The following is a 17,153-nucleotide window of genomic DNA, read 5'->3' on the forward strand; positions in this document are numbered from 1 at the left end:
GTGCGCCGGTCACGATCCGCATGCGAGTCTTCGGGTCCACGCTTCGAGGTTAGTCGGTCGCCGCGGCGGCCCCGGCACTGCCCCGTGGCGGGCGCTCCCCCCGCTGCTCGCGCTCCCGGAAGACCGACGGCGCGACCCCGACCCGTCGGGTGAACAGCCGGGTGAAGTACGCCGGGTCCTCGTAGCCCACCCGGCGGGCCACCGCCGCCACCGGCAGCTCCCCCGCGGCGAGCAGCAGCTTGGCCTCGCTGAGCCGCACCGCCAGCAGGTACTCCTTCGGACCGGTCTCGCCCACCGCGCGGACGGCCCGGCGCAGCCCGGCCACCGTCAGCCCGGCGCGGCGGGCGTGCTCGGCCACCGGCAGCGGGAGGAAGGCGTCCCGGCGCAGCGCCTCCAGCACGGTGCCGCCGCGCGGGTCGAGGTCGGCCCGCTGCCGGTGCAGCTCGACCAGCAGCTCGTGGACGGCGGCGGCGGCCTCGGTGTCCACCAGCGGCCCGCCGCGGCGGCAGGCGCCGGCGATCCGGGCGATCACCCGCTGGGCGCGGTCGGCGGCGAGCAGCGGCACCACCTCCTCCTCCGGCAGCAGGCCGAGCTCGGTGTAGCCGGCCAGGGCCGGGCCGGTGAAGTCGACGAAGGACTCGGACCAGCCGTCGGCGTCCGGCGCGTAGTGGTGCGGCACGCCGGGGCGCAGCCAGACCACCGCGGGGGCCGCCACCGGGCGGCGGGAGCCGTCCGGTGCCGCGTACCAGCCGCGGCCCGCGGTCACCACCACCGCCACCCAGCGGTCCAGGGTGCGCGGCCCGACCACGGGCAGCCGGCCGCGCTGCATGCCGACGCCCAGGCAGGCGAGCCCGGTGGCCAGCTGGGCCGGGCCGGGCGTCAGGTAGTGCCACCAGCGCTGCACGGCTCACCTCCGGGACGGCAGCGGGGGACGGACGGTCGGGGACGACAGTCCAACACCCGCCCGGGGTTTGTCCATGGCCGCGGCCGGGTCGCCCCGGCAGGCTGGGGGCATGCTGACCTACGATTCCACGGGCTTCCGGCTGGACGGGCGCCCGCTGCGCATCCTGTCCGGCGCCGTGCACTACTTCCGCACCCGCCCCGAGCAGTGGCCCGCCCGGCTGGCCGCCGTCCGCGCGATGGGCCTGAACACCGTCGAGACGTACGTCGCCTGGAACCTGCACGAGCCGGCGCCCGGCCGGTACGAGCGGACGGCGGAACTGGGCGCCTTCCTCGACGAGGCGGCCCGGCAGGGGCTGTGGGCGATCGTCCGGCCCGGCCCGTACATCTGCGCCGAGTGGGACAACGGCGGGCTGCCCGGCTGGCTGACCGCACGGGTGGGGCGGCGGGTGCGGACGGCCGACCCGGAGTACCTGGCGGCCGTGGACGCCTTCCTCGACGAACTGCTGCCCGGCGTGGTCGCCCGGCAGGTCGACCGGGGCGGGAACGTGCTGATGGTGCAGGTCGAGAACGAGTACGGCTCCTTCGGCAGCGACGCCGGCTACCTGCGACACCTCGCGGACGGCCTGCTGCGGCGCGGGGTGACCGTCCCGCTGTTCACCTCCGACGGACCGGAGGACCACATGCTCACCGGCGGGACGCTGCCCGGCGTGCTCGCCACCGTCAACTTCGGCTCGGCCCCCGAGGAGGGCTTCGGGGCGCTGCGCCGGCACCGGCCCGACGACCCGCCGTTCTGCATGGAGTTCTGGAACGGCTGGTTCGACCACTGGGGCCGGCCGCACCACACCCGCGACGCGCAGGACGCCGCGGACACGCTGCGCCGCATCCTCGCCGCCGGCGCCTCCGTCAACCTCTACATGGCGCACGGCGGCACCAACTTCGGCACCGGCGCGGGCGCCAACCACGCCGACCCGCCGTTCAACTCCACCGCGTGGACGCACTCGCCCTACCAGCCGGTGACCACCTCGTACGACTACGACGCCCCGCTGGACGAGCGGGGCGCGCCCACCGAGAAGTTCGCGCTCCTCCGCGAGGTGCTGGCCGAGTTCGCCGCGGCGCACCCGGACGAGGCACGCTTCCCGGACGACCGGGAACCGGCACTGCCCGAGCTGCCACCGGTGCTGGAGGCGCCCGCGATCGCCCTCACCGAATCCGCCCCGCTGCCGTTCGGCCCGGCGGTCCACTCGCCGGTGCCGCCCCGCTTCGAGGAACTCGGGCTGGAACACGGGCTGGTCCGGTACACCGCCCGGGTACCGGCCGGACGGCCGGACCTGCCGCTCACCGTGGAGGGGCTGCGGGACCGGGCGGTGCTGCGGGTGGACGGAGTCCGGGTGGCCGACCTGGACCGCGGCGCGGCGCAGCCGGAGGTCGCGGTGCCGGGCGGGGTCGTCGTCGAACTGCTCGCGGAGTCGCTCGGCCGGGTCAACTACGGTCCACTGGTGGGCGAGACCAAGGGCGTCGACGGCGTCCGGCACGAGCGGCAGTACCTGCACGGGTGGCGGGCCGAACCGCTGCGGCTCGACCCGCTGCCCGCAGCGGACTTCGGGCCGGAGCCGGCGGACGGTGCGGGGGAGGCGGAGCGCCTCGTCCGCGGCGTGCTCGACCTGTCGGCCACCGGGGACGCCTTCCTCGCGGTGCCGGGCGGCGTACGGGGCTACCTGTGGGTCAACGGCTTCCTGCTGGGGCGCTACGACGCCCGGGGCCCGCAGACCACGCTCTACTGCCCGCAACCCCTCCTCCGCCCAGGCCGCAACGAGATCACCCTCCTCGAACTCGGCAACACCCACCCCCGCAAGATCGAACTCCGCCCCACCCCCGACCTGGGACAGGCTCCGCCGGGCGCGCACAGGGGCAACCCGTAGCACGGGGCAGCCCTGTTCCGGCCTCACCAGACCTGCGCAGTCCCCCGTGCCCCTCGGGGCTAGTCCGCTTGCCAGTGGGCGAGAGGCCAGGTGGTGAGGGTGCGGTAGTGGGAGGGGCCGAAGCCGGTTTCGCTGAGCACGAGGTGGATCTCGCCGGCCTCCCACTCCAGCCCGCGGAAGCCGTCCAGCCCCGCCGCGAGGTGCTGCAGCTCGGCGGCGGCCACCCGCTGCTCCGCCCGGCGCCGCCCGCGGCTCGACCCGGCGCGGGCCAGGGTGAGGTGCGGGTGGAAGCCGTACTCGTCGGTCTCCACGCCGGCCTCTCCGACCGCCCCGCGGACGGCCTCGGCGAGCCGCCGCAGTGCCCAGACCTCGCCGTCCACGCCGGCCCAGAGGACCCGGTCGCCGAAGGTGCCGCCGCCGGCGATCCGCAGCCGGTGCGCGCCGTGCTCGCCGGCCGTCCGGGCGAGGACGGCCTCCAGTGCGGGTACCTCGGTGACCGGGATCTCGCCCAGGAAGGCCAGGGTGAGGTGCCAGCCGTCGACCCCGCTCCAGCGCAGCCGGTCCGCACCGGGCTGCCCGCGGAGTGCGGCCACGGCGTCCACCAGTTCCTGCACCGCCTCGCTCGGCGGGTTGACCGCCACAAAGAGCCTCATGGGCCCCATCTTCCCCGTCGCTGCCCTTCCGCCGGGCGGATCGCGCGGCTGGAACGACGATCCGTAGGAAGATCAGAACCGGAGGCCCCGAGGACGCCGCCACCACCCTCGCCCTGCTCGACGCTGCCTTCGCCGGGCTGGCCGCCCGGGGGCAAGTCCCGGCGATCCGGGTGTGACGGCGGCCCGGCCGGCGCCCGGTGACGGGTGCCGGCCGGGCCGGGGTTCAGCAGGCGGTGGCGAGGTCCTTCCTGGGCAGGGTGCGCGGCACCACCGCGACCACCCGGCGGCCGGCACCGGGGTGCAGGTCGACCCGGACCTTCAGGTCGGCGGCGCGGGCCAGCACCACGGCGATCACGGCCGCGGCGGCTGCCGACACCAGGCCGCAGGCGAGCAGGCCGAGTCGCGGGCCGTACGCGGCGGTGACCCAGCCGACCAGCGGGGCGCCGATCGGGGTGCCGCCGGTGAAGACCAGGACCAGCAGCCCCATCACCCGGCCGCGCACGGCGGGGTCGGTGCCCAACTGGAGCGCCGAGTTGACCGAGGTGTTGAAGGTCAGGCCGAAGACGCCGATCAGTGTGAGCAGCGCGGCGAAGGTCCAGTAGCCGGGGGCGAGCGCGGCCAGCACTTCCAACAGGCCGAAGGCGATCGCCGCGCCGACCAGCCGGCGCAGCCTGGGGGCGCCGCGGCGGGCGGCCAGCAGTGCGCCGGCCAGCGAGCCGACCGCCATCGCGGTGTTCAGCAGGCCGTACTCGCCGGCGCCGACCTTGAAGGTGTCGTAGGCGAAGCCGGAGAGCAGCGTCGGGAAGTTGAAGCCGAAGGTGCCGATGAATCCGGCCAGCACCATCGGCCACAGCAGTTCGGGCCGCTCGCGGACGTAGCGCAGGCCTTCGCGCAGCTGGCCGCGCTGCCGGGCGACGGGGGCGGAGGGGCGCAGCTCGCTCTCGCGCATGGCGAGCAGGCCGCCGAGCACGGCGGCGAAGGACAGCGCGTTGACCGCGAACGCCCAGCCGCTGCCGACCGCGGCGATCAGCAGGCCGGCGACGGCCGGTCCGACCAGTCGGGCGGTCTGGAAGTTGGCGGCGTTCAGGCTGACCGCGTTGGCGAGGTCCTTGGCGGGCACCATCTCGCTGACGAAGGCCTGCCGGGTCGGGTTGTCGACCACGGTGACCAGGCCGAGCAGCAGCGCGAAGACGTAGACGTAGCCGGCCGTCACGACGCCGGTGACGGTGAGTACGGCCAGGCCGGCGGCGAGCAGGCCCATCGCGCCCTGGGTGGCGAGCAGCAGCCGGCGCTTGGGCAGCCGGTCGGCGAGCACGCCGCCCCACAGACCCAGCAGAAGCATCGGCAGGAACTGCATGGCGGTGGTCACGCCGACCGCGAAGGGGCTGCCGGTGAGGCTGAGCACCAGCCAGTCCTGGGCGATGCGCTGCATCCAGGTACCGGTGTTGGAGACCACCTGGCCGGCGAAGTAGTACCGGTAGTTGCGGATCCGGAGGGAGGAGAACATCCCGCCGGGCCGGGTGAAGCGGGCCCCGGTGGGGCCGTCCCCCGCTCGGGTGGCGGCAGGGGCGGATGCGGCGGTGGTGGCCGCCGCGGGGCGTTCGTCGGGGTCGTCGTCGCCGGTGCCCGGCAGGCCCACGGGGGCGGGTGCCTGGCTCTCGGCGGTGGCAGCGCGGTCGGCTGCGGGGTCTGCGGCGAGGTCGTCGGTGCGGGTGGCGGCGGCGCTGGCTGCGGCCGGCGGTGTCAAGGTGGTCTCCCCTCGGGGCGCGGCGGCGGGCAGGTGCGCCGCCGCGCGGCTGGTGTCGCGGATGTGTCCTGCGGTGATGCGGTACTCCTTCGTTCGGGTGCCGTGAGACGTCGTGCTCCTCGGGGTGCGCGACTCAGAGGTGAGCGAGTTTGTAGAGGGCCGGTGCCGCTGCGCGGATCAGTGCCCACTCCTCCTCGTTCAGCCCTTCGGCCAGTTCGGCCAGCCAGGCGTTCCGCCGCCGGCGGCTCTCCGCGAGGATCGCGTCGGCCTGCTCGGTGCTGCTGACGACCACCTGGCGGCGGTCGTCCGGGTGCGGCTCGCGCCGTACCAGCCCCTTCTCCTCCAGCATCGCGATGATCCGCGTCATGGACGGCGGCTGGACGTGCTCGCGGCGGGCGAGCTCGCCAGGGGTTGCCTTGCCGCAGCGCGCCAGGGTGCCGAGGACCCCCATTTCGGTGGGGCTCAGCGACTCCTCGACACGCTGGTGTCTCAGCCGGCGGGCAAGGCGCATCGTGGACGACCGCAGCTGGCTGACGGCTGCGAGATCGTCCTCGGACATCTCGGGCATGGTCCTTAGCCTATGTCATTACTCTCGCTAAGGAAAATCCTTTACCGGCACCACCGGCGCACCGCCCGCCACGATGCGAAGACCGGCGGGACATCGTGTCGATCTCCGGTGACAAGATCTTGGGCCAAACGTGAAGTACCGCTACTGACCTGCGAGTTCACTGAATCTCCCGGCGTTGCCCACGAGCGGAGCGGGTCGCTAGGGTTCAGGCTTGTCAGGAACACAGCACGCCGGCACTGTGCACCCCTACTCCGCCCCGGGAGTCCTCATGGGTCACATCCACCACGCTGTCTACGGCTGGGTGACACCGGCGTTCTCGTACCTCGTCGCATGCCTCGGCGCCATGGTGGCGCTGCGCAGCACCCGCTGGGCACTGATCGCCGAAGGGCGCTCGCGGCGCAACTGGCTGCTGCTCGGCACGATCTCCCTCGGCGGCGGCATCTGGAGCATGCACTTCGTCGCCATGCTCGGCTTCGCCGTCAGCGGCGTCGAGATCCACTACAACGTCCCGCTGACCCTGGTCAGCCTGCTGGTCGCCATCGGCTTCGTCGGCATCGGCATCTTCACCGTGGGCCAGAGCACCCACCGGCGCACCGCCCTGCTGGTGGGCGGCGTCGCCACCGGGCTCGGCGTGGCCGCCATGCACTACCTGGGCATGGCCGCGATGCGGCTGCCCGGCCGGATCGACTACGACCCGGTGCTGGTCGGCGCCTCGATCGGCATCGCCGTCCTCGCCGCCACCGCCGCGCTCTGGGCGGCCCTCAACATCCAGGGCACCGGGGCGGTGCTGGCCGCCTCCCCGGTGATGGGCGTGGCCGTGTGCGCCATGCACTACACCGGAATGCTGGCGGTCTCGGTGCGGCTCTCGGACACCGAGCACGCCCCGCCGGGGCCGGTCGCACTGCAGTTCGTCTTCCCGCTGGCGGTCGGCTTCGGCACGTACGTCTTCATCAGTTCGCTGGCCTTCGCGGTGGCGCCGAGCAAGCACCGCCCGGTGGTGACCGGGCCGGCGGCTCCGCTGCCGTCCCGCCCCGCCGCGGCGCGCCGTGCCCCGGACGACTGGCCGCAGTGGCCGCTGCAGGGCGGCGCCGCCGGGCCGGACCTGTTCGCTCCCGGCGCGGGGCAGACCGCGCAGAACGGTCGGCGGCGGGCCCGCCCGGCACAGGCCGCCCCGGTCAGCGGCCGGGTCGTGCCCGCCTGGTCGGGTCCGCAGGCCGACGGACAGCCGCAGTACTGAGCCTGCGACACCCGGGCAACCGCACGTACGGCAGCGGGCCGGTCCGCCACGGGGGCGGACCGGCCCATTGCCGTTCCCGGGTCAGCCCCGCAGGTGCTCCGGGGTCGCCGTCGGGCAGACCTTGTGCACGAAGTCGCGGCGCAGCCGGTGGTACGGCTCGTCGGGCGCGGTGAAGTTGCGCCGCATCCGGGCCAGCTCCTCGGCGCGGTACGCGGAGAGCGGCTTGACGGCCTCGTCGGAGGCCCGCCGGCGCTTCTTGTCCAGCAGCCGGGCGCCCAGTTCGGGCGAGTCGGCGAGCGCGGCGGCCTCCCGCTCGACCCAGCGGCGGAACTCGGCGGCGCCGCCGCGGCGCACCCGGTCGACCAGCCCGACCGCCTCGGCCTCCCGGGCGCCGACCGGCAGCGCGGCGGTGGTGAGCCGGCGGGCCGTCTCCTCGCCGACCCGGCGGGGCAGCGTGTACGTCCAGTACTCGGAGCCGTACAGGCCCATCAGCCGGTAGTGCGGGTTGAGCACGGCGGAGGCGCGGCACCAGACCTCGTCCGCGGCGACGGCGAGCATCAGGCCGCCGGCCGCGGCGTTGCCGGCCAGGGCCGAGACGGTGAGCTTGTCGGTGGTGGTGAGGACCGCCTCGACGAGGTCGTCCATGGCGTTGATGTTCCGCCAGGACTCCTCGGCGGGGTCGGCGGCCGCCTCGATGGTGTTGAGGTGGATGCCGTTGGAGTAGAAGTCCCGGGCCGGGCCGAGCACCAGCACCGAGGTGGGCCGGGCGCAGGCCTCCCGGTAGGCGGCGAGCAGCCGGCGGCACTGTTCGGTGCTCATCGCCCCGCCGGGGAAGGCGAACTCCAGGTACCCGACCCCGGCCTCCTCGCGGTAGCGCAGCTGGGACCAGGTGCGGCGGCGGGCGGCGTCGAAGGGGGTGACGGGCACCTCGGGCACCCCGTCGAGGAGGCCGCCGAGCACCCGGGCGGCGGGCAGCTTGAAGGTGGCCGGGCCGCCGGGGGCGCGGCGCGGGCGCAGCTGCGGGATCCACACGGCGCCGTCCGTGGTGGCCCGGCAGATCGCGCCCTCGCGGGTGGCGAGGACGGCGCCGGGGGCGCCGCGCAGCAGGTCCTCGGGGTGGCCGCCGTGCAGGAAGTACTCGCGGCCGTACAGCTCGTCGAGGACGCCGGGCTGGGAGTCGCCGGAGCGCAGCTTGCGCAGCACGGTGGCGGTGCCGTCGGCGGCCCAGTCGATCCGCCGGTACTCCTGGGAGTGGTAGGGCCGCGGCTTTCCGCGGACGTCCCAGCGGGAGTAGTCGAGCGGCTCGGGTTCGAACCAGCCGCTCCCGTAGCGCTCGACGGCGAGCAGCACGGCCTCCACGGCGGCGTCGGCCACCTCGGTGCGGTACGCCTCGCTCTTGCCGCAGGCGGGCAGGGTGAAGGGGACGGACGCCCAGATCGGCCCGGCGTCCATCTCGGCGACGGCCTGCAGGACGGTCACGCCCCACTCCTCGGCGCCCTCGTGGATGGCCCAGTCGAGTGAGGACGGCCCGCGGTCGCCCTTGGGGCCGGGGTGGACGATCAGGACGGGGATTCTGCGCCAGACGTCCTCCGGCACCGCCCGGGTGAGCATGGGCGCGAGGACGAGGTCGGGTTCGAACCGGCCGACGGCGGCGCGGACGGGCTCGTCACCGAGGGCGAGTTCGACGGCCACGGTGTGGCCGCGGTCGCGCAGCTCGGTGTGGACACGCTGGGTGAGGCTGTTGAACGCGCTGGCGACCAGCAGGATGCGCAAGGTGGCCCTCCGACGACATGTCACGGTGGTGGGGGGTGTCCCGACCGGTCGGCTCCGAATGCCGAAGATGCCTACCCGGGAGCGCTGCCGGCGTCACCGGGTCCGGGCCCCGGGTCGGCCGGACGGGCCGCCGCCGGGCGGGGTCCGGCCATCCAAGCATGGTCATGCACACGCAAGTTGCCAGATCGGGGCGTGTTGACGGCCCCTGCACAACACCCGCCCGGAACGGCCGACCCCTCCGTCGAATCGGCGCCGGATCACCACCCGTACGCCCCCTTGCGCGCCGGCCCGCTCCCCCTCCCGGGAACCCGTGGGGCACTCGCGGACCCCGAGGACGCCGGGAACGCGACGGGCCCTCCCCCGGGAACCGGAGGGAGGGCCCGTACGGCGGCGGCGGTCAGAGCAGGCCGAGCGCCGGCATCAGGTAGTAGAAGGCGAACACCGCGGACACCGCGTACATCGCCGCGGGCACCTCGCGGCCGCGGCCGGCCGCCAGGCGCAGCACGCAGAAGGCGATGAAGCCCATGCCGAGGCCGTTGGTGATCGAGTAGGTGAACGGCATCAGGACGATGGTCAGGAACGCCGGGATCGCGATGGTGTGGTCGGCCCAGTCGATCTCCTTGATCGAGTTGGCCAGGATCAGGAAGCCGACCGCGACCAGCGCCGGGGTGGCGGCCTGCGCCGGGACCATGGTGGCCACCGGGGTCAGGAACAGCGCGAGGAGGAACAGCACTCCGGTGACGACCGAGGCGAAGCCCGTCCGGGCGCCCTCGCCGACACCCGCGGTGGACTCGACGTAGCAGGTGTTGGCGGAGCAGGAGGTGGCGCCGCCGGCCGCGGTGGCGATGCCGTCCACCATGAGGATCTTGTTGATGCCCGGCAGGTCGCCCTTCTCGTCGAGCAGGTGCGCCTCGTCGGCGACGCCGAGGATGGTGCCCATCGCGTCGAAGAAGCAGGACATCAGCACGGTGAAGACGAACAGCGCACCGGTGAGCGCGCCGGCGTGGTGGAAGCCGCCGAACAGGCTGACCTTGCCGATCAGGCCGAAGTCCGGGGCGGCGACCGGGCTGCCCGGCCAGGTCGGGACGGTCAGGCCCCATCCCTGCCCGAGGCCGACCACCTGCTCGATCACCAGGGCGACGGCGGTGGCGACGACGATGCCGATCAGGATCGCACCGGGCACCTTGCGGACCAGCAGCACGAGGGTGAGCAGCAGACCGAGCACGAAGACCAGCACCGGCCAGCCGAGCAGGTGGCCGCTGCCGCCGAGCTGCAGCGGGACGGTGGTGTGCGCGGCGTCCGGGATCCGGCTGACGAAGCCGGCGTCGACCAGGCCGATCAGGGCGATGAACAGGCCGATGCCGATCGCGATGGCCTTGCGCAGGCCGAGCGGCACCGCGTTCATCACGCGCTCGCGCAGGCCCGTGGCGACCAGCAGCAGGATCGCGAAGCCGGCCAGCACGACCATGCCCATCGCCTCGGGCCAGGTCATCCTCGGGGCGAGCTGGAGGGCGACGATGCTGTTGACGCCGAGGCCGGCCGCAAGGGCGATCGGCACGTTGCCGATGACGCCCATCAGCAGGGTGGTCAGGCCGGCGGTGAGGGCGGTGGCGGTGACCAGCTGGCCGCTGTCGAGGTGCGCGCCGGTCATGTCCGTGGCGTTGGCCAGGATGATCGGGTTCAGCACCAGGATGTAGGCCATGGTGAAGAAGGTGGCGACGCCGCCGCGGATCTCCCGGGGCAGCGTGGAGCCGCGCTCGGTGATCCGGAAGAAGCGGTCGAGCACACCGGTGGGGGGCTGGGGTGCGGCAGCGGGCGCGGAGGGCGCGTCGATCGCGGACGTCGACTGGGCCTGCGGAGACATGCGGGGTCCTCGTCGGGTGGGGGGCACGGACGGGGGTGGTGACGGCGGGACCCGGGTCGGCGCTGACCTGGTCCACCGGCGGCCTGCCGGACGGGCGGAATGACGCGCGTAGCAGCAACCGGAAGCTCAAGTATGAGTTTTCGCTCGTTCGCACGCCATCTTCGCGCGTAGAAGAAGGCCCTTACGGCCATCTGCCCACAGAATCGGTCGTCGGGCGCCCAGCACCCCTGCACCGGCGGCCGGTCGTCCCCGTACCCTAGGGGCCATGCCCAAGACCCCGCTGCGCCCCTCGCCCCCGCCCCTGGAGGCCAACGACGTCGCCATCGTCGGCGGCGGCACGGTGCTGTGGTTCGTCGCCTTCCTCGCTCTGCTGCCCTTCAAGGGCACCCTGGAGCAGCACGGCCACGGCACCTGGCCGTGGATCTGCCTCTCCGGCGGCCTGCTCGGGCTGATCGGCCTCTGGTACTGCCGCGCCCGCCGGGACGCCATCCGCCGCGCCCGCGCCGCCGAAGCCGAGGCTGCGGCCGGGGGCGGAACGGGCGCCGGTAGCCCCGGGGGCCCCGCCACTCGTCTGGACTGACCGCCCCTCGGCGGAGCGGCACCGGTCCGGGGCCCCACCTAGAGTCGGTCCCATGACGCATCCCGCGGAGGGTACGGCCGAGGCAGGACACCCGGGGCCGCCCGGGCGTCGGGGCGGACTGACGGCGGCCGAGGTCGCCGAGCGGGTCGCCCGCGGCCAGGTCAACGACGTCCCGGTGCGTTCCAGCCGTTCCGTCCGCGAGATCGTCCGGGCCAACGTCTTCACCCGCTTCAACGCCATCATCGGCGTGATGTTCGCGATCATCCTGGTGGTCGGCCCGCTCCAGGACGGCCTGTTCGGCCTGGTCATCGTGGCCAACACCGCGATCGGCATCGTCCAGGAGCTGCGGGCCAAGCGCACCCTAGACAGCCTCGCGCTGATCGGCGAGGCCAAGCCGCAGGTGCGCCGGGACGGCGCCGCCGTCGCCGTGGCCACCTCCTCGGTCGTGCTCGACGACACCGTGCTGCTCGGCACCGGCGACAAGGTCGTCGTCGACGGCACCGTCACCGAGGCGGACGGACTGGAGATCGACGAGTCGCTGCTCACCGGCGAACCCGACGCCGTCCTCAAGCGCCCCGGCGACCACGTGATGTCCGGCAGCTTCGTCGTCGCCGGATCGGGAGCGTTCACCGCCACCGAGGTCGGCCGGGAGGCCTACGCCGCCCGGCTCGCCGAGGAGGCCACCAAGTTCACCCTCGTCCGCTCCGAGCTGCGCAGCGGCATCGACGAGATCCTCAAGTTCATCACCTGGCTGCTGGTGCCGACCGCGCTCGGCCTGATCATCAGCCAGCTCGCGGTGGAGCGCAACGACTGGCAGGAGGCCGTCCGCCGGATGGTCGCCGGCATCGTGCCGATGGTGCCCGAGGGCCTGGTGCTGCTCACCTCGGTCGCCTTCGCGATCGGCGTGATCCGGCTCGGCCGGCGCCAGTGCCTGGTGCAGGAGCTGCCCGCGATCGAGGGCCTCGCCCGGGTCGACACCGTCTGCCTGGACAAGACCGGCACCCTCACCGAGGGCGGCATGGACCTGCTGGAGCTGCGGCCGCTCGCCGACGGCCGGGCCCAGCACGGCGGACCCGAGACCCTCCGCGAGGCGCTCGGTGCGCTCGGCGCCGCGGACGCCCGCCCCAACGCCTCCATGCAGGCCGTCATCGACGCCTACGGCCCGCCGCCGGACGGCCGCTGGCAGGTGGTCGAGTCCGTGCCGTTCTCGTCCGCCCGAAAGTGGAGCGCCGCCCGGCTCGCCGAACCGCAGGGCGGCGAGGGCAGCTGGCTGCTCGGCGCCCCCGACGTGCTGCTGCCGGCCGGGCACCCGGCGCTGACCGAGTCTGACGGACTCGGCGCCCGTGGGCTGCGGGTGCTGCTGCTCGGCCGCTCCCCGGTGCCGCTGGACGACCCCGACCCGGCCGCCGGACTGGAGCCGCTCGCCCTGGTGGTCCTGCAGCAGCGGCTGCGCGCGGACGCCGCCGACACCCTGCGCTACTTCGAGCGGCAGCGCGTCCGGGCCAAGGTGATCTCCGGCGACGCCGCGGTGGCGGTCGGCGCGGTCGCCGGCCACCTCGGGCTGCCCGGCGCCGACGAGCCGGTGGACGCCCGCACCCTCCCCCACGACGACCCGGCCGGCCTCGCCGACGCGGCCGACCTGGCGTCCGTCTTCGGGCGAGTCACCCCGCAGCAGAAACGCGACCTGGTCGGCGCGCTGCAGTCGCGCGGGCACACCGTGGCGATGACCGGTGACGGCGTCAACGACGTGCTGGCGCTCAAGGACGCCGACATCGGCGTCGCCATGGGCACCGGCAGCGACGCCACCCGCGCGGTCGCCCAGATCGTGCTGCTCGACGACTCCTTCGCCACCCTGCCCTCGGTGGTCGCCGAGGGCCGCCGGGTGATCGGCAACATCGAACGGGTCGCCAACCTCTTCCTGGTGAAGACCGTCTACTCGGTGCTGCTCGCCCTGCTGGTCGTCTTCACCCACGTGCCGTACCCGTTCCTGCCCCGGCACTCCACCGTGCTCTCCACGCTCACCATCGGCGTGCCGGCCTTCTTCCTGGCGCTCGCGCCCAACAACGAGCGGGCCAGGACGGGCTTCGTCCGGCGGGTGCTGCGGTTCGCCGTCCCCGGCGGGGTGATCGCCGGCGCCGCCACCTTCACCTCGTACATGCTGGCCCGGGCCAACAACGGCACCGAGCTGAAGGCGGACACCAGCGTGGCGACGCTGACGCTGTTCCTGGTGGCGTTGTGGGTGCTGGCGATCGTCGCCCGGCCGTACTCCTGGTGGCGGATCCTGCTGATCGCGGCGATGGGCGGGGCGTTCGCGCTGGTGCTGATGGTGCCCTGGCTCTCCGACTTCTTCCAGCTCGAACTGGCCGGCGTCCGCGACCCCTGGCTCGGGGTGCTGATCGCCGGGATCGCGGGCGTGCTGCTGGAGATCAGCTGGCGGGTGATCGTGCTCCGCTCCGAACCGGCGGGGAACGGCGCGGACCGAGGCCTGCGGCCGGGACCCGCGGGTGCGGGCCCCGGCCGGGGCGGTCAGGACTCGTAGTCGCGGGCGTTCAGCAGCTCGTAGGCGCGGTCCGGCTCGGCGAGGGCGGCGAGGACCTCGAAGCGGCGGTGCCACTGGCCGACCGCCCAGGCGAGGCCGGCCGCCAGCCCCTCCGGGGTGGCCGCGTGCAACAGGCCCGGCACCGGCGGCACCTCGAACTCGTCGTCCTCGTCGCCCGCCTCGGCGTCCTCCGGGGCGTACGGCACCTCCGGGGTGCCGGCGGCCGCGTCCCAGCGCCAGTCGACGTGCGCCTCCTCGCCGTCCGGGCCGACGACCAGCAGCTCCTCGTGCTCCTCGTAGGCGGCCGGGCAGCCCGGCAGCAGCTCGCGGACCACGGCCGGCACCCGGTGCAGGACACCGTCGGAGAGCACCCGGCCGCCCGCCACCTCGCTGGCCAGCGACACGTTCAGCCGCTCGGCGAGCGCCGCGGCCAGCTCGGGGGCCACCGGCAGCACCGGGTGGTCGTGCAGCAGCTGGACCAGGTCCGGGGCGTCGGCGACGACCGCCCGCGCGGCGTCCACGATCACCGTGGTGTCGGGGCGGCGCCCGGTCTCCGGGTCCAGCGGGGCGAGCGCCCGGACGACGTCCAGCGGCTCGACCCGCTCGGCCGGCAGCGCGGCCAGCTGGGTGTGGATGCCGTGCAGCTGGCGGTGGGTCACCTCGGAGGCCTCGTCCACCAGGCGGTCCAGCAGTTCCTCCGGGCCGTGCGGCTCGGCGAGCAGCGCGGCCAGCGTGGTGCGCACCCCGAGGGCGTGCAGGAACTGGTCGTCGAGGTCGGTGCGGGCCTCGTCGTACAGGCCGCGCAGCAGCGGGTCGGCGCCGGCCGCGCGCAGGCCGGCCGGCTCCCGGCCGTCCAGCACCGGGTGGTCGCGCAGCCACCAGGCCGTGTAGGGCGGGAGGTCGACGTAGCGGCCGTCCGGCAGCAGGGTGCGGACCGGGTTCACCACGGCGTCCCGGTACGGCGGGCGGGCGAGCACCTTCAGCGCCTGCGGCCAGGCCGCGTCGTCGACCAGGTCGAGGTCGCGGACGGCGAGCAGCTCGGCGGCGACCGGCGGCACGCCGATCTCCCCGCTGTCGTCGGCGTGCAGGGCCTCCAGGGTGTCCTCGCACCACTCGGCGAGGCCGTCCGGCGCCTCGTCGACCAGGCCCGTGGGGGAGCCCCCCGCGGCCCGGTCGGCGGGGACGGTCGGGTCGAGCCGCTCCAGGTCGTCCGGGTCGAGCACCACGTCCTCGGCGCGGACCAGCACGAAGCCGGCCATGGCACCGGCCGCGGCCAGGACCTCGGCCCCCCAGCGCTCCAGCAGGTCCTCGTCGACGTATGCGGCGTCGCCCTCCCGGGCCAGCTCGGCGAGCGGCGAGTCCGGGATGATCAGCTCGCCGGCCCGGGTCAGCTCGCCCTCGTCGTCCGGGAGCGCCAGCCGGGCCAGCCACGGGTGGTCTCCCGGGGCCGCCTCGGCGGCCTTCACCAGGGCGAGCACCGCGTCCGCGAGGTCGACCGCGGCGTCGAAGTCGTCCTCGCCGACCTCCAGCGAGCGGGCGACCGCGGCCCGGACCTCCGGGGTGTCGAGCACCCCGGCCGGGGTCGCCGTGACGGCGCCGAGCCTGGCCAGCAGCGGGTGGGCGGCCTCCGGGTGGGCGAGCCGCAGGTCGAGCAGGCCGAGTGCCTCCGCGAGCGAGTCCGGGTAGCCCTCGTAGCCCGCCCAGTCCGCCGGGTCGGAGGGCAGCAGGACCCGGCGCGGGCCGGTCACCGTCCGACCGTCCGCCAGCGGCACGGGCAGCGCGCCCAGTGCCTCCGGGTCGGCGCCGGCCAGTGCCGCGTAGAGGTTGCGCCACCAGGCGGGCTCCCGCTCCAGGCCGCCGAGCTGGTCGACCACCTCGGCCAGCGGCACCCGGCGGACGTCCAGCGCCCGCAGCTCGGGGCGGCGCTCCAGCCCGGCCGGCAGCAGACCGGGGAAGATCGGTGCCAGCGCGGACACCACCGAGCCGTCCGCGCCCTCCAGCAGGGTCGCGTCACGCGGCCGCAGTGCCGGGGTGCCCTCCTCGACCGGGCCCGGGTGCGGCAGGAACGGCGTGCCGGGCAGACGGTCCAGGATCGCGGCGCGCAGCGCGTTGTCCAGGGCGCCGTGGCCGAGGCGGCCGGGCACCAGGGAGAGCGAGCCGAGGTCGGCCCCGCGGGCCTTCAGCAGTTCGGTGTAGGCGTCCGCGGCGCGCTCGGTGATGAAGTCGGTGAGCGGGCCTGGGGCGACGTGGCGACGGGTGGAGTCCAGCGGGTAGCCGGCGATCAGCAGCGCCGGCACGCCGAGCGGCTCGTCGCTGGGCGTCGGCGCGTGCACCACCGCGGTGGTCCGCAGCGCCTGCGGCACGCCGGTGTCGGAGACCGGCACGGCCCAGACCACCGACCAGTAGGGACGGGCGCGCTCCTCGGTCGTCCGGTCGGCCAGCAGCGCGGCGGCGACGGTGCCCTCGGCGCCGACCGTCTGCCAGACGGTGGCCCGGTCGCCGTCGGTGATGGTGACGGTGGTGATGCCGTCCGGACGCGGGGCGTCCGCGGACCGGGTCAGCGTGCGGACGCCCTCCGGCGTCTCCACCACGATCTCGGCGAGCCCGGGCAGGGTCAGCAGCAGGGCGTCGTCGATCTCGGCGAGCAGACGGCGGGTCAGGTCCTCGGCGGCGGCGTCGCGCAGCGGCAGCACCACCACCGTGTCGTAGCCGTCCGGGGCCGACCCCTCGGCGGGGAACGGCAGGCGAAGCAGCGGTACGTGGCCCTCGCGGCGGCGCAGTTCCCCGGCCAGCTGCGGGCGGGCGCCGACCAGCGCGGAGGCCTCGGACAGCGACCAGCGGACGGACCCGTGCGTGGACAGCACGGCGGGCTCGTCGGCGACGGCCAGCACGGCCGAGAAGCCGACGCCGAAGCGGCCGACCGTCGGGACGTCCTCGGGGCGCTTGGCCGAGGCGCGCAGGGTGGAGAGCGACTCCACCGCGGTGGCGTCCAGCGGGGCGCCGGTGTTGGCGGCGGCCAGCACGCCGTCGCGGAGGATCAGCCGCAGCCGGCCCGGGGCGGTGCCGTTGCGGGCGGCGGCGTCGGCGGCGTTCTGCGCGAGCTCGACGATCAGGCGGTCGCGGTAGCCGCCGAGGGCGAGCTCCTCCTCGGCGTTGGCGTCCTCCCGGAAGCGTGCGGGAGCGGCCGTCCACGCCTCCAGGACACGGTGGCGCAGGCCCGCCGTGTCGAAGACGTCCGCCGTCTGCCCGTCCGTACCGCCGATGATCCGAGGCTCCACTGGCCCTGCCGCCTTCCGCCGTCTGCACCCTGCGTACGGTCCGCATTCTCCCCTGCCGGACGGACAGCTCCGACCACAGGGGAAGGGCACGC

11 protein-coding genes are annotated in these 17,153 nt (G+C 74.9%); 4 read left to right on the forward strand and 7 right to left on the reverse strand.

The features are described 5' to 3' along the window. Positions 1–49: 49 nt before the first annotated feature. Positions 50–904: an AraC family transcriptional regulator gene (locus tag KSNIM_RS17095; protein WP_263104076.1), complete on the reverse strand. Its 855-nt coding sequence runs from the start codon at positions 902–904 to the stop codon at positions 50–52. Positions 905–1,013: 109 nt separating this feature from the next. On the opposite strand from KSNIM_RS17095, the gene KSNIM_RS17100 reads away from it, so the two are divergent. Beyond that, positions 1,014–2,822 (forward strand): glycoside hydrolase family 35 protein, encoded by a 1,809-nt coding sequence (locus KSNIM_RS17100; protein ID WP_263104078.1) that lies wholly within the window; start codon positions 1,014–1,016, stop codon positions 2,820–2,822. Positions 2,823–2,881: 59 nt separating this feature from the next. Here the strand turns inward: KSNIM_RS17100 and thpR are convergent, their stop codons facing one another. From thpR to KSNIM_RS17115, 3 genes are all read right to left on the reverse strand, one after another. Beyond that, the gene (gene thpR, locus KSNIM_RS17105) at positions 2,882–3,475 is read right to left on the reverse strand and encodes an RNA 2',3'-cyclic phosphodiesterase (protein ID WP_263104079.1); all 594 of its coding nucleotides are present in this window, start codon (positions 3,473–3,475) and stop codon (positions 2,882–2,884) included. A gap of 223 nt (positions 3,476–3,698) precedes the next feature. Continuing rightward, entirely contained in the window at positions 3,699–5,222 is a 1,524-nt protein-coding gene (locus tag KSNIM_RS17110) for an MFS transporter (protein ID WP_263104080.1), read from the reverse strand. Positions 5,223–5,355: 133 nt separating this feature from the next. Beyond that, the gene (locus KSNIM_RS17115) at positions 5,356–5,790 is read right to left on the reverse strand and encodes a MarR family winged helix-turn-helix transcriptional regulator (RefSeq protein ID WP_263104081.1); all 435 of its coding nucleotides are present in this window, start codon (positions 5,788–5,790) and stop codon (positions 5,356–5,358) included. Positions 5,791–6,058: 268 nt separating this feature from the next. Between KSNIM_RS17115 and KSNIM_RS17120 the strand changes: the two genes are divergently transcribed. Then, positions 6,059–7,027, forward strand: coding sequence for an MHYT domain-containing protein (locus KSNIM_RS17120; RefSeq protein WP_317634027.1), 969 nt, complete (start codon positions 6,059–6,061; stop codon positions 7,025–7,027). A gap of 81 nt (positions 7,028–7,108) precedes the next feature. Here KSNIM_RS17120 and KSNIM_RS17125 read toward each other — a convergent pair whose 3' ends face one another. Then, positions 7,109–8,800 carry a hydrogenase maturation protein gene (locus KSNIM_RS17125; protein ID WP_263104082.1) on the reverse strand — a complete coding sequence of 564 codons (1,692 nt, stop codon included), beginning with the start codon at positions 8,798–8,800 and terminating at the stop codon, positions 7,109–7,111. 397 nt (positions 8,801–9,197) lie between these two features. Next, the gene (locus KSNIM_RS17130; protein WP_263104083.1) at positions 9,198–10,664 is read right to left on the reverse strand and encodes an NCS2 family permease; all 1,467 of its coding nucleotides are present in this window, start codon (positions 10,662–10,664) and stop codon (positions 9,198–9,200) included. A gap of 265 nt (positions 10,665–10,929) precedes the next feature. Between KSNIM_RS17130 and KSNIM_RS17135 the strand changes: the two genes are divergently transcribed. Next, positions 10,930–11,244, forward strand: coding sequence for a DUF2530 domain-containing protein (locus tag KSNIM_RS17135; protein WP_263104084.1), 315 nt, complete (start codon positions 10,930–10,932; stop codon positions 11,242–11,244). Positions 11,245–11,296: 52 nt separating this feature from the next. Continuing rightward, positions 11,297–13,783, forward strand: coding sequence for an HAD-IC family P-type ATPase (locus tag KSNIM_RS17140; RefSeq protein ID WP_263104085.1), 2,487 nt, complete (start codon positions 11,297–11,299; stop codon positions 13,781–13,783). Here the strand turns inward: KSNIM_RS17140 and KSNIM_RS17145 are convergent. Beyond that, entirely contained in the window at positions 13,771–17,061 is a 3,291-nt protein-coding gene (locus tag KSNIM_RS17145; protein ID WP_263104086.1) for a sacsin N-terminal ATP-binding-like domain-containing protein, read from the reverse strand. The genes KSNIM_RS17140 and KSNIM_RS17145 overlap by 13 nt on opposite strands. Between the last annotated feature and the right edge of the window lie 92 nt (positions 17,062–17,153).

Source organism: Kitasatospora sp. DSM 101779 (assembly GCF_025655475.1).
GTDB lineage: Bacteria > Actinomycetota > Actinomycetes > Streptomycetales > Streptomycetaceae > Kitasatospora.